Raw genomic sequence first — 12,607 nt, forward strand, 5'->3', positions numbered from 1 at the left:
TGCCTCAGTGTGAACATTGAGCACCATTTTGGTGCAATTTTTGTTACGGTGCCCTTTTATCGCTCCGTGAAAGCGGTCACAAAGAAACTCTGCAATACTTGTTTGCGGAGGATGTTTGTGATCCTGTTCAGTCCTTCGCTTAATACGTGTACAATAACGCGCTATTTCTAATGCCTGAGGCAAAGTTGTGATCGAAAATCTGCGTAATATCGCCATCATCGCGCACGTTGACCATGGTAAAACTACCCTGGTTGACAAGCTGCTACAGCAATCCGGTACGTTCGACGCACGTACTGAAGCACAAGAACGTGTGATGGACTCCAACGATTTGGAGAAAGAGCGTGGGATTACCATCCTCGCGAAAAACACCGCAATCAAATGGAATGATTACCGTATCAACATCGTTGATACCCCAGGGCACGCCGACTTCGGAGGTGAGGTTGAGCGTGTTATGTCCATGGTTGACTCTGTGCTGCTGGTGGTCGATGCCTTTGATGGCCCGATGCCGCAAACGCGCTTCGTGACCAAAAAAGCTTTTGCCCACGGCCTGAAGCCGATCGTGGTCATCAACAAAGTTGACCGCCCGGGCGCCCGTCCGGACTGGGTTGTCGATCAGGTCTTCGACCTGTTCGTTAACCTTGATGCGACCGACGAACAGCTGGACTTCCCGATCGTTTACGCGTCCGCGCTGAACGGTATCGCGGGCCTGGACCACGAAGACATGGCTGACGACATGACCCCGCTGTACCAGGCGATTGTTGATCGCGTGCCGGCGCCGGACGTTGACCTTGACGGTCCGCTGCAGATGCAGATCTCCCAGCTGGACTACAACAACTACGTTGGCGTCATCGGTATCGGCCGCATCAAACGCGGTAAAGTGAAGCCGAACCAGCAGGTCACTATCATCGATAGCGAAGGCAAAACCCGTAACGGTAAAGTCGGTAAAGTGCTGACTCACCTGGGTCTGGAGCGTATCGAGAGTGACGTAGCCGAAGCTGGCGACATCATCGCGATCACCGGTCTGGGCGAGCTGAACATCTCCGACACCATCTGCGATCCGCAGAATGTCGAAGCGCTGCCGGCACTGTCCGTTGATGAGCCGACCGTAACCATGTTCTTCAACGTCAACACCTCGCCGTTCTGCGGTAAAGAAGGTAAGTTCGTTACCTCTCGCCAGATCCTGGACCGTCTGAACAAAGAGCTGGTGCACAACGTGGCGCTGCGCGTTGAAGAAACCGAAGACGCTGATGCGTTCCGCGTTTCCGGCCGTGGTGAACTGCACCTGTCCGTTCTGATTGAAAACATGCGTCGTGAAGGTTTCGAGATGGCGGTTTCCCGTCCGAAAGTTATCTTCCGCGAAATCGATGGCCGTAAACAAGAGCCGTTCGAAAACGTGACGCTGGACGTCGAAGAGCAGCACCAGGGTTCTGTCATGCAGGCGCTGGGCGAGCGTAAAGGCGACCTGAAAAACATGAATCCAGACGGTAAAGGCCGCGTACGTCTCGACTACGTGATCCCAAGCCGTGGTCTGATCGGCTTCCGTTCAGAGTTCATGACCATGACTTCTGGTACCGGTCTGCTGTACTCCACCTTCAGCCACTACGACGACGTTCGTCCGGGCGAAGTGGGTCAGCGTAACAACGGCGTACTGATCTCTAACGGTCAGGGTAAAGCGGTTGCGTTCGCCCTGTTCGGTCTGCAGGATCGCGGTAAGCTGTTCCTCGGCCACGGCGCTGAAGTTTACGAAGGCCAGATCATCGGTATTCACAGTCGCTCTAACGACCTGACGGTAAACTGCCTGACCGGTAAGAAACTGACCAACATGCGTGCGTCCGGTACTGACGAAGCAACGGTTCTGGTTCCGCCGATTAAGATGACCCTGGAGCAGGCTCTGGAGTTCATCGATGACGACGAACTGGTAGAAGTGACCCCTACGTCTATCCGTATCCGTAAACGTCACCTGACTGAGAACGACCGTAAACGCGCAATGCGCGGTGCAAAAGAAGAGTAATTTTTCTTCTTGTTGTTCGCTAAACCCCGCCTCTCCGGCGGGGTTTCTTTTTTTCATTCCTGCATCATACGCCAATAGTCAAATCCTGCCTTTCCCGCTAAAGTTAATTTTCCACGGCGCGGAAGGAGACAAAAATGCTCTATATCTTTGATTTAGGTAATGTGATTGTCGACATTGACTTCAACCGGGTATTGGGAGCCTGGAGTGATTTAACCCGCATCCCGCTGGCGACGCTGAAGCAGCATTTCACCATGGGAGAGGCTTTCCACCAGCATGAGCGTGGCGAGATTAGCGATGAAGACTTTGCCGCCGCCATGTGTCATGAAATGAATATGTCCCTCAGCTATGAGCAGTTTGCTCACGGCTGGCAGGCGGTATTTGTCGCGCTGCGCCCGGAGGTAATTACCATCATGCATAAACTTCGTGCCCAGGGGCATCGGGTGGTGGTGCTCTCCAATACCAATCGTCTTCACACCACATTCTGGCCCGATGAATACCCGGAAGTGCGCGCTGCCGCCGATCGCATTTATCTGTCACAGGAGATGGGATTGCGTAAGCCTGAAGCGCAAATTTATCTGCGAGTACTGGAAGAAGAGGGATTTTCCGCCGCAGATACGGTCTTTTTTGATGATAACGTCGATAATATAGCAGGGGCCAACCGGTTAGGGATCACCAGTATTCTGGTGACCGGGAAGAAGACCATCCCTGACTATTTCGCGAATCAGCTATGCTAAAAACCGTTCAGCAAAAATTACACCACCATACCCGGCCGCTGCTGGCTTGGCTTAAGCTGCTGTGGCGGCGCATTGATGAAGACCATATGACGACTCTGGCGGGGAACCTCGCCTATGTGTCATTACTTTCCCTGGTGCCGCTGATAGCCGTCGTGTTCGCGCTGTTTGCGGCCTTTCCCATGTTTTCCGAAGTCAGCGTGCAGATTCGCCATTTTATCTTCGCCAATTTTATTCCGGCGACCGGGGATGTGATTCAGGGGTATATCGAACAGTTCGTGGCTAACTCCAGCCGTATGACCGCCGTAGGCGCGTTTGGCCTGATCGTCACCTCGCTGCTGCTGATGTACTCGATCGACAGCGCGCTAAACACCATCTGGCGCAGCACGCGCAGCCGTCCCAAAGTTTACTCCTTTGCCGTTTACTGGATGATCCTGACTCTTGGCCCGTTGCTGGCAGGCGCCAGCCTGGCGATCAGTTCGTATCTGCTGTCGCTGCGCTGGGCGAGCGATCTGGACGGCGTGATTGATAATCTACTCCGCCTCTTCCCGCTGATCCTTTCATGGGCGGCATTCTGGCTGCTCTACAGTATTGTACCGACCACCCAGGTGCGTAACCGCGATGCAGTGATCGGGGCGCTGGTGGCGGCGCTGCTGTTCGAGGCAGGTAAAAAAGCGTTTGCCCTCTATATCACCACCTTTCCGTCCTATCAGTTAATTTATGGCGTGATTTCGGTGGTGCCGATTTTGTTCGTCTGGGTGTACTGGACCTGGTGTATCGTCTTGCTTGGCGCTGAAATTACTGTCACTCTCGGTGAATACCGCAAACTTAAAACAGAAGAAACAGAACAACCATGATTGCATTAATTCAACGCGTATCCCGTGCAAGCGTTACCGTGGAGGATGAAGTGACGGGCGAAATTGGTCCGGGGCTTCTGGTGCTGCTGGGCGTCGAGAAAGACGATGATGAACAAAAGGCGAATCGCCTTTGTGAACGGGTGCTGGGCTACCGCATCTTCAGCGATGCGGACGGGAAAATGAACCTGAATGTCCAGCAGGCGGGCGGCAGCGTGCTGGTGGTTTCGCAATTTACGCTGGCGGCGGATACCGAGCGGGGGATGCGACCGAGTTTCTCGAAAGGCGCTGCCCCTGACCGCGCCGAGGCGCTGTATGAGTATTTCGTCGCCCGCTGTCGCCAGCAGGAAATGAACACCCAGACCGGAAGATTCGCTGCGGATATGCAGGTTTCTTTGGTCAATGATGGTCCCGTGACCTTTTGGTTGCAGGTATGACCCAGCTTCCGGGCAGGCTGCGGGTAACAAAAGAGAGTACGACTATGTATCACCTTCGTGTACCGCAAACAGCAGAAGAGTTAGAGAGCTACTATCAGTTCCGCTGGGAGATGCTGCGTAAGCCGCTGCATCAGCCTAAAGGATCGGAACGCGACGCCTGGGATGCGATGGCGCATCATCAGATGGTGGTGGATGAAGAGGGTAATCTGGTCGCCATCGGTCGGCTATATATCAATGCGGAAAATGAAGCCTCCATTCGCTTTATGGCCGTTCATCCCTCCGTACAGGATAAAGGGCTGGGGACGCTGATGGCGATGACCCTGGAGTCGGTAGCGCGTCAGGAAGGGGTGAAGCGGGTCACCTGTAGCGCCCGCGAAGATGCGGTGGAGTTTTTCGCCAAGCTTGGCTTTGTCAATCAGGGGGAGATCACTACCCCGACCACCACGCCGATCCGTCATTTTCTGATGATCAAACCGATCGCGTCGCTGGACGATATTTTGCACCGTGGCGACTGGTGCGCGCAGCTCCAGCAGGCGTGGTATCAGCATATCCCGCTGAGTGAAAAAATGGGCGTACGCATTCAGCAGTACACCGGGCAGAAATTTATAACCACCATGCCGGAAGCGGGGAACCAGAATCCGCACCATACGCTGTTTGCCGGTAGCCTGTTTTCGCTCGCTACCTTAACAGGATGGGGACTTATCTGGCTGATGCTGCGCGAGCGGCATCTGGGGGGCACCATCATTTTGGCGGATGCGCATATTCGATACAGTCAGCCCATTAGCGGCCGCCCCAGCGCCATCGCCGACCTGGGATCGCTGAGCGGCGACCTCGACCGCCTGGCGCGTGGGCGTAAAGCCCGCGTGCAAATGCAGGTGGAGCTTTTTGGCGATGATAAACAGGGTGCGGTTTTCGAGGGGATCTACATCGTGCTGCCGGCGAAGCCTTTTGGTTCGTACGAAGAGGGCGGCAACGAGGAAGAGTAAGTGCCCTCTGGCCGTTATCGTCCTGGCGATGCCACACGCCAGGCGATATCCCGCATAGCATCACGCGCGGCGTGGCTGACGCCACCCAGCTGAAAGAAGCCGTGGATCACCCCCAGATAACGCTGACAGGAACTCTCCACCCCTTGCTCCGTCAGCCTTCGGTACAGCACTTCGCCCTCATCGCGTAAAGGATCGAACTCCGCCGTCAGAATATGCACCGGTGGCAGCCCGTTAAAATCTTCGCGCCAGAGCGGACTGGCATCCGGATGGTTTGCCAGCGTCGAGGCGAGGTATATTTCGTAGCCGCTCAGTAGCGTGTCCCGGGTAATCACATAGTCATCGCCATTGCTGAGGTAGCTCGCCATGCTGGCGGTGGGGTCAAGCATCGGATAAATCAGAATCAGTTGTGCAGGATGCCACGCCGCTTTCGCTTTCAGGCGCAGAGCCGTGACCAGGGCGAGGTGCCCGCCGGCGCTGTCGCCGGCCAGCGTGATACGCGAGGCATCAACGCCAAGCTGCTTTGCGTGCTGGTGAATAATCGTAGCACCTCGTTCTGCATCATCGTGCGCCGCCGGAAAGGTATGCTCCGGCGCCAGGCGGTACTGTACAGCGATCACCCGGCAACCGCTGAACATGGCTAACTGACGGAGTTGGTTATCGTGGGTGGTAAAGCCGCCGCTGACAAAACAGCCGCCGTGGTAGTAGATAAGCGTGGGTAGCAGGCCGTCGGCAGTGGGCGGTGAAACGACGCGGAAGTGCATCCCCTCCAGGGTGATATCCTCCACCCGCACTCGCGTTTCCGTCTCCCCGGCGAGTACTGTACTGGCGATATAGCCGGCCCTCCGATCATCAATATGTTGATCGCGCGATGACGGACGACCTGCCGCAATAAATGCCTCAACCAGCGAAGCAATCCCTTTCTCCAGCGCCATATGAAGTTCCTTGTACTGTTTTAATATCCAGTGTTATAGCCTGGATTATGGCGAAAAGACAGGCCTGTTGAGGTCGCTTGTGCATTATGGAAAGCGGCTCGCAAAAATGCGTTTACCTGGCAAAATCCTTTTTGTTTCCGATTTCAAAAGCTGTAGATTGCTCATAACTTCATCACTGGTGATATACTTGAGGTATATATGAGCATGATGGCTGAAAGGGATATGGGCAGAATTCTTCTCGATTTATCAGACGATGTCATTCAACGTCTCGATGACCTCAAAGTGCAGCGTAACATTCCGCGAGCGGAACTGTTACGTGAAGCGGTTGAACAATATCTGGAGAAACAAGATCGAGCTAAAGATACCATCTCCAGTGCGCTGGGTCTGTGGCAAGACTGCGAAGAAGACGGCATGGAATATCAACGTCAGCTACGCAAGGAGTGGTAATGACCTCCGGATCTGCGCTTTTTGATACCAATATTCTTATTGATTTATTTAGCGGGCGTCGCGAAGCCAAACAGGCGCTGGAGGCCTGGCCACCGCAGAATGCGATCAGTCTGATTACCTGGATGGAGGTGATGGTTGGCGCTAAAAAATATCACCAGGAGCAGCGCACGCGAATGGCGCTAAGCACCTTTAATATCATTAACATCTCACAGGATATTGCAGAGCGAAGCGTTGCGCTGCGGCAGGAGTATAAGCTTAAGCTGCCGGATGCCATCATTCTGGCGACGGCGCAACTCCATCGTCTGGAACTGATTACGCGGAATACGAAGGATTTTGCCGGTATTCCTGGCGTAGTCACGCCGTACGAACTACACCCTGAATAATTCGAGTGGCAGGAGGACGACAAGTGAGCGACAAACTCGTCTGAAACGAGTGTGTCCAGCCAAAGGCTGACCTCTGATGACAGTCAGTGGCTCGGGTAGTCATCCTTGCCTACGCTCGTGTCGCAAGAAGGAAAGCGGGCGGCAAGAGCCGCCCGAAATCACACCGCAGAACTTACTCCCCTTCGCCGGGGAACATGAACGGGTTAATTGAGCTCCTGGCGAAGCCTTCCTGTTCCATACGGGCGTCGAGCACCAGGGACGCCAAATCGTCGGCGACGGCTTCGACTTTCGGATCCTTCTCCTGATACATAATCTTCAGGTAGGTTCCGCAGTCGCCACAGCTTTCGGCTTTCACCGCTGCCTGCTCGTTGTCCAGCGACCAGTAGTGCAGGTCGCGGCTCTGTTCACAGTTGCTGCACTTGACGCGCACCACGTGCCACTCGGTTTCGCACAGGTTGCAGTGCAGATAGCGCAGCCCCTGAGTGGTGCCGATCTGCACGATGCTGGAGACCGGCATCGAGCCGCATACCGGGCAGAACTGACGCTGTTCGCCGTATTCGGCGCGCGCTTTCCCCGGGATCAGGCTGGCCATCTGCGCCCAGTAGAGCGACAACGCGGCCCAGATGAACGGCGCTTTATCACTGCTGACGGAGGCGAAGTCGGAAACAAACAGCGCGCTGGCCATCTGCTCCAGCTCCTGCTCAGAGGCTTTTTCCAGATTCTCAATGACCGCCAGCGCCGGGCCGCTCATTTCCGGCTTCAGCTCGGCAATCAGCGAGTGCAACAGCTTGTGCCAGTGCTTGTCGCGCGGCAGAACGTGGATATCCAGCGGCGGTTTACCCTGTTCGCTGGCCGCTTTAATGCGAGCCGTCAGATCCATCTGCAGCGGATGGTCGTACAGCACCACTTCCTGGGCATGGGCGATCAGCGCGGCAAAGCGCAGGTAATCGCCCAGCGGGTTGTTGGCGGCCAGCTCACGCAGGCGTTCAGCGCGGCGGTTATAAAGATTTTTCAGCCTGGGGAACAGTAACGGCGGAATTGCTTCCGCCGTGCGTTTCTCGCTCGAACCCAGCTCGTCTTGCGGGATTATGCGAATACTCATTCAGATGACTTTTCCTGTTTCTGGCGGACCTCTCGGTACCAGCGCGGGTGATGTTTCTTCGCCCACGTTTTGGTAACCCAGCCTTCCACCATCGCGGTAATGGTGCCTTTCACCCAGAGGGCGGCGTAGATATGCACCATGATAACCACAATTAACGCCACTGCGGCAAATGAATGCAGCATCAGCGCAAATCGGATCACCGGGATTGAGAAAGCCGGCGCAAAATACGGACGCCAGATGATCACACCGCTCACCAGCAGCAGTACCAGCAAAATAATCGCCGCCCAGAACACGCATTTCTGGCCGAAGTTATAGCGCCCGGTATCGCCCACCTCCTCGTTGACGACGATCTTACGAATATTCTTCGCCCAAAAGATATCATCCCGATTGATTAGGTTGTGGTGCCAGTAACGGAAAAACATGATGATAAACGACGCGAACATCACCACCCCGACGAACGGGTGGAGAATACGCGCCAGCTGCGGCGTACCGAGAATATGCATCAGCCAGTTAAAGGACGGGAAGAAAAAGCCTAACCCGCTCACTGCCGCCAGGACGAAGCAGAAGGCGGTGACCCAGTGGTTGATGCGTTCCGGCGCCGTGTAGCGCACGATGGTGTCACGTCTTTTCATTTGCGCACCTCGTCTTTCTCTTCATGCAGGTTGTCCTCTTCCTCTTCCGCGCGGTTCGGACCGACGCCGACGTAGTGGAAGATACTGGCTGCGAAGGTCGCGGCGAAGCCGACGGCCGCCAGCGGTTTCCAGATGCCTTTCCAGAACTTCACGGTCTGGCTGATCTCCGGGTTTTCCGGCAGGCCATGGTACAGATTCGGCTTGTCGGCATGGTGCAGCACGTACATGACGTGGGTGCCGCCGACGCCGGCCGGATCGTACAGGCCCGCATTGTCATAACCGCGGGTTTTCAGCTCAGCCACGCGTTCACCGGCCAGCGTTTTCATATCCTCTTTGGAGCCAAAGTGGATTGCGCCGGTCGGACAGGTTTTCACGCAGGCAGGCTCCTGGCCGACGGTCACGCGGTCTACGCACAGGGTACATTTGTAGACGCGGTTGTCTTCCGGGTTCAGACGCGGTACATCGAACGGACAGCCGGCGATACAGTAGCCGCAGCCGATGCACTGCTCGGACTGGAAGTCGACGATACCGTTGGCGTACTGAATGATCGCGCCTTCTGACGGGCAGGCCTTCAGGCAGCCCGGGTCCGCGCAATGCATGCAGCCATCCTTGCGAATGAGCCATTCCAGCTTGTCGTTTTGTTCCACTTCCGAGAAGCGCATGACCGTCCATGACTTGGCGGTCAGGTCCGCCGGGTTGTCATACACCCCGACGTTGTGACCGACTTCATCACGAATATCGTTCCATTCGGAGCAGGCCACCTGACAGGCTTTGCAGCCGATACAGGTGGTGACGTCGATAAGCTTCGCCACCTCCTGCTGGTGGTCCCGCGCCTGAGGCGCGGGGGTGAAACCGTTAGTCGCGGAACGACGAATAATATCTTGCGATTGATAAGCCATAAGTCGTCTCCGTTACACCTTTTCCACGTTCACGAGGAAAGCTTTGAACTCCGGTGTCTGCGTATTTGCATCACCGACGAACGGCGTCAGGGTATTAGCAATAAAGCCTTTTTTCGCTACGCCCTCATAGCCCCAGTGAATAGGAATGCCGATGGTATCGATATCCTTACCGTCAACTTTCAGCGTGCGAATACGCTTGGTCACCACTGCCTTGGCTTTGATATAGCCGCGGTTAGAGGAAACTTTCACGGTATCGCCGTGGCCGATGCCGAGCTTATTCGCCAGTTTTTCACCGATCTCCACAAACTGCTCCGGCTGCGCGATGGCGTTAAGCAACGCGTGCTTGGTCCAGTAGTGGAAGTGTTCGGTCAGGCGGTAAGTGGTGCCGACGTACGGGAATTTGTCCGCTTTGCCCATCTGCTCGAGATCGCCTTTGAAGACGCGAGCGGCCGGGTTAGAGACCACGTTCGGATGCAGCGGGTTAGTCCCCAGCGGCGTTTCAAACGGCTCGTAGTGTTCCGGGAACGGTCCTTCCGCCATCTTATCGATAGCGAACAGACGGCCCATCCCTTCCGGCTGCATGATAAACGGACCGACGTCGCTGCCAGGCGCGGCGGCGCTGTAGTCCGGAATATCCACGCCACCCCATTTGGCGCCGTCCCACTTCAGCAACTGACGTTTAGGATCCCACGGTTTGCCCTGCGGGTCCGCGGAGGCGCGGTTATACAGGATGCGGCGGTTGAGCGGCCAGGCCCAGGCCCAACCCAGCGTGTTGCCGAGGCCTGACGGATCGGCGTTATCGCGGCGCGCCATCTGGTTGCCGTCTGGCGTCCAGCTACCGGCGAAGATCCAGCAGCCGCTGGAGGTGGTGCCATCATCGCGCAGCTGGGCAAAGGAGCTCAACTGCTGCCCTTTCTTAACGATCACCGCGCCGGTCGCCGGGTCGGTGATATCCGCCAGCGCTTTACCGTTGCTTTCCATCGCCACTTCTTCAGATGCCGGCTCGTGCGGAGTGGAGTAGTTCCACGTCATGTTGAGCACCGGCTCCGGCGCCGGGCCACCCTCGTCGGCATACATCTTACGCAGGCGAATGAAGATACCGGCGAGGATTTCACCATCGGTGACAGCGATCCCCGGGGCGTCCGCGCCTTTCCAGTGCCACTGCAGCCAGCGGCCGGAGTTGACGATCGACCCGTTCTCTTCAGCGAAACAGGTGGAGGGCAGGCGGAACACTTCGGTCTGGATTTTCGACGGGTCAACATCGTTCGACTCACCGTGGTTTTGCCAGAAGGTGGACGTTTCGGTGTTCAACGGGTCGATGGTCACAAGGAACTTCAGCTTCGACAGAGAAGCCACCACCTTGTTTTTGTTCGGGAACGAGGCGACCGGGTTAAAGCCCTGGCAAATATAGCCATTCACTTTGCCCTGATTCATCATCTCGAAATACTGCAGAACGTCGTAGCTCTTATCCCACTTCGGCAGCCAGTCAAAGCCCCAGCTGTTTTCTGCCGTAGCTTTGTCGCCGAAGAAGGCTTTCATCATGGAGACGAAGAACTTCGGATAGTTGCCCCAGTAGTTGACCTGGTCTTTCAGCAGCGGCTTCGGCGTGTTAGCCGTCAGGTAGGTCTGCAGGTCGGCCTGTTTTTCATTCGGCAGCGACATGTAGCCCGGCAGGCTGGTGGAGAGCAGGCCGAGGTCGGTCAGACCCTGGATATTGGAGTGACCGCGCAGGGCGTTGACACCGCCGCCGGCCATCCCCATGTTGCCGAGCAGCAGCTGGATCATCGCCATGGTGCGGATGTTCTGTGCGCCGATGGAGTGCTGGGTCCAGCCGAGAGCATACAGGAACGACGCGGTCTTATCCGGCGCGCTGGTTTCGGCAATGTATTCGCAAACTTTAAGGAAGTCGGCCTTCGGCGTACCGCAGATGTTTTCGACTACATCCGGGGTATAACGAGAAACGTGCTGCTTCAGCAGGTTCCAGACGCAGCGCGGATGTTGCAGCGTGGTATCGCGTTTGGCGAAGCCGTTCTCATCCAGCTCATAGTTCCAGCTGGTTTTGTCGTACTGGCGTTTTTCTGCGTTATAGCCGCTGAACAGCCCGTCGTCGAAGCTGTAGTCCTCACGCACGATCAGGCTGGCGTTGGTGTAGGCTTCGGTGTATTCGCGGTTGAATTTTTCGTTATTCAGCAGGTACAGGATCACGCCCGACAGGAAGGTTATGTCGGTACCGGAACGAATTGGGGTATAGAAGTCAGCCACCGACGCCGTACGCGTAAAGCGCGGATCGATAACGATGAGCTTGGCGCCATTATGAATTTTGGCTTCCATCGCCCAGCGGAACCCCACCGGATGCGCTTCTGCGGCGTTACCGCCCATCACCACGATCAGGTTGGCGTTCTTAATATCCACCCAGTGGTTGGTCATCGCACCGCGACCAAATGTTGGAGCAAGACTTGCTACCGTTGGTCCGTGTCAGACACGCGCCTGGTTATCCACCGCCAGCATCCCGAGGGCGCGGGTGAATTTTTGCGTTAAATAACCGGTTTCGTTACTGGAGGCGGAGGCGCACAGCATCCCGGTGGTCAACCAGCGGTTGACGGTGGTGCCGGCGTCGTTTTGCGCGATAAAGTTGGCGTCGCGGTCCTCTTTCATCAGCTTGGCGATGCGATCAAACGCTTCGTCCCAGCTGATTTGCTGCCATTTATCGGAACCTGGCGCGCGATATTCCGGGAATTTCAGGCGGCTTTCAGAATGGATAAAGTCCACCAGACCGGCCCCTTTCGGGCAGAGCGCACCACGGTTAACCGGATGATCCGGATCGCCTTCGATATGGAAAATGGATGCTTTGGCGTTTTTTGCGCCGTCGCCGAGGCTATACATCAACAGCCCACAGCCGACAGAACAGTATGTACAGGTGTTACGGGTTTCTCGCGTGCGCAGCAATTTGTACTGCCGTGTCTCCGCGAGCGCAGTTGCCGGGGCAAAGCCCAGCGCTGCTGCCGTGGTTCCCGCCATACCGCCAGCGCAGATCTTAAAGAACTGCCTTCTGCTGACCTGCATGGTTCGCTCCTTGTTTCGACATTGTCACATGTAGTTATTTGCTTTGCGGTGAAGGCCGCAAAGGTTCAGAATTAGGGCTAATTTCCCTCATTCCTGAAGGGATAAAAACAGAATACCACATTGTGTGTAT

12 protein-coding genes are annotated in these 12,607 nt (G+C 56.0%); 7 read left to right on the forward strand and 5 right to left on the reverse strand.

The genetic code is table 11. The features are described 5' to 3' along the window. The first annotated feature begins 187 nt into the window (after positions 1-187). The 5 genes from typA (at position 188) to fabY (ending at position 5,019) form a co-directional block, all read left to right on the forward strand. Positions 188-2,011: a ribosome-dependent GTPase TypA gene (gene typA, locus HMPREF3142_RS15900; protein WP_008807909.1), complete on the forward strand. Its 1,824-nt coding sequence runs from the start codon at positions 188-190 to the stop codon at positions 2,009-2,011. A gap of 134 nt (positions 2,012-2,145) precedes the next feature. Further along, entirely contained in the window at positions 2,146-2,745 is a 600-nt protein-coding gene (gene yihX / locus HMPREF3142_RS15905; RefSeq protein WP_064142974.1) for a glucose-1-phosphatase, read from the forward strand. Continuing rightward, entirely contained in the window at positions 2,739-3,599 is an 861-nt protein-coding gene (locus HMPREF3142_RS15910; RefSeq protein WP_008807907.1) for a virulence factor BrkB family protein, read from the forward strand. The genes yihX and HMPREF3142_RS15910 overlap by 7 nt, the downstream gene beginning before the upstream one ends. Continuing rightward, the gene (dtd, locus tag HMPREF3142_RS15915; RefSeq protein ID WP_008807906.1) at positions 3,596-4,033 is read left to right on the forward strand and encodes a D-aminoacyl-tRNA deacylase; all 438 of its coding nucleotides are present in this window, start codon (positions 3,596-3,598) and stop codon (positions 4,031-4,033) included. The genes HMPREF3142_RS15910 and dtd overlap by 4 nt, the downstream gene beginning before the upstream one ends. A gap of 44 nt (positions 4,034-4,077) precedes the next feature. Continuing rightward, positions 4,078-5,019: a fatty acid biosynthesis protein FabY gene (gene fabY, locus HMPREF3142_RS15920; protein WP_046622720.1), complete on the forward strand. Its 942-nt coding sequence runs from the start codon at positions 4,078-4,080 to the stop codon at positions 5,017-5,019. A 14-nt stretch (positions 5,020-5,033) separates the two neighbouring features. Here fabY and HMPREF3142_RS15925 read toward each other — a convergent pair whose 3' ends face one another. Beyond that, complete coding sequence (locus tag HMPREF3142_RS15925; protein ID WP_032756518.1) at positions 5,034-5,951, reverse strand: alpha/beta hydrolase; 918 nt, start codon at positions 5,949-5,951, stop codon at positions 5,034-5,036. Positions 5,952-6,155: 204 nt separating this feature from the next. Between HMPREF3142_RS15925 and HMPREF3142_RS15930 the strand changes: the two genes are divergently transcribed. Continuing rightward, positions 6,156-6,398: a ribbon-helix-helix domain-containing protein gene (locus tag HMPREF3142_RS15930; RefSeq protein ID WP_004150355.1), complete on the forward strand. Its 243-nt coding sequence runs from the start codon at positions 6,156-6,158 to the stop codon at positions 6,396-6,398. Then, a complete protein-coding gene (locus tag HMPREF3142_RS15935) occupies positions 6,398-6,781 on the forward strand; it encodes a type II toxin-antitoxin system VapC family toxin (RefSeq protein WP_008807903.1) in 384 nt (127 codons plus the stop codon). Before HMPREF3142_RS15930 ends, HMPREF3142_RS15935 begins: the two co-directional genes overlap by 1 nt. A 172-nt stretch (positions 6,782-6,953) precedes the next feature. On the opposite strand, the gene fdhE is transcribed toward HMPREF3142_RS15935, so the two are convergent. The 4 genes from fdhE to fdnG are packed head-to-tail and all read right to left on the reverse strand — an operon-like array spanning position 6,954 to position 12,477. After that, positions 6,954-7,883, reverse strand: coding sequence for a formate dehydrogenase accessory protein FdhE (gene fdhE, locus HMPREF3142_RS15940; RefSeq protein WP_004150358.1), 930 nt, complete (start codon positions 7,881-7,883; stop codon positions 6,954-6,956). Then, positions 7,880-8,515: a formate dehydrogenase cytochrome b556 subunit gene (gene fdoI, locus HMPREF3142_RS15945; RefSeq protein ID WP_008807902.1), complete on the reverse strand. Its 636-nt coding sequence runs from the start codon at positions 8,513-8,515 to the stop codon at positions 7,880-7,882. Before fdoI ends, fdhE begins: the two co-directional genes overlap by 4 nt. Continuing rightward, positions 8,512-9,414: a formate dehydrogenase subunit beta gene (gene fdxH / locus HMPREF3142_RS15950; protein ID WP_002882822.1), complete on the reverse strand. Its 903-nt coding sequence runs from the start codon at positions 9,412-9,414 to the stop codon at positions 8,512-8,514. The genes fdoI and fdxH overlap by 4 nt, the downstream gene beginning before the upstream one ends. A gap of 12 nt (positions 9,415-9,426) precedes the next feature. Beyond that, positions 9,427-12,477 (reverse strand): formate dehydrogenase-N subunit alpha, encoded by a 3,051-nt coding sequence (fdnG, locus tag HMPREF3142_RS15955; RefSeq protein WP_086631404.1) that lies wholly within the window; start codon positions 12,475-12,477, stop codon positions 9,427-9,429. Positions 12,478-12,607 lie beyond the last annotated feature (130 nt).

Source organism: Klebsiella sp. HMSC16C06, from assembly GCF_001808325.1.
Classification (GTDB): Bacteria; Pseudomonadota; Gammaproteobacteria; order Enterobacterales; family Enterobacteriaceae; genus Klebsiella; species Klebsiella variicola.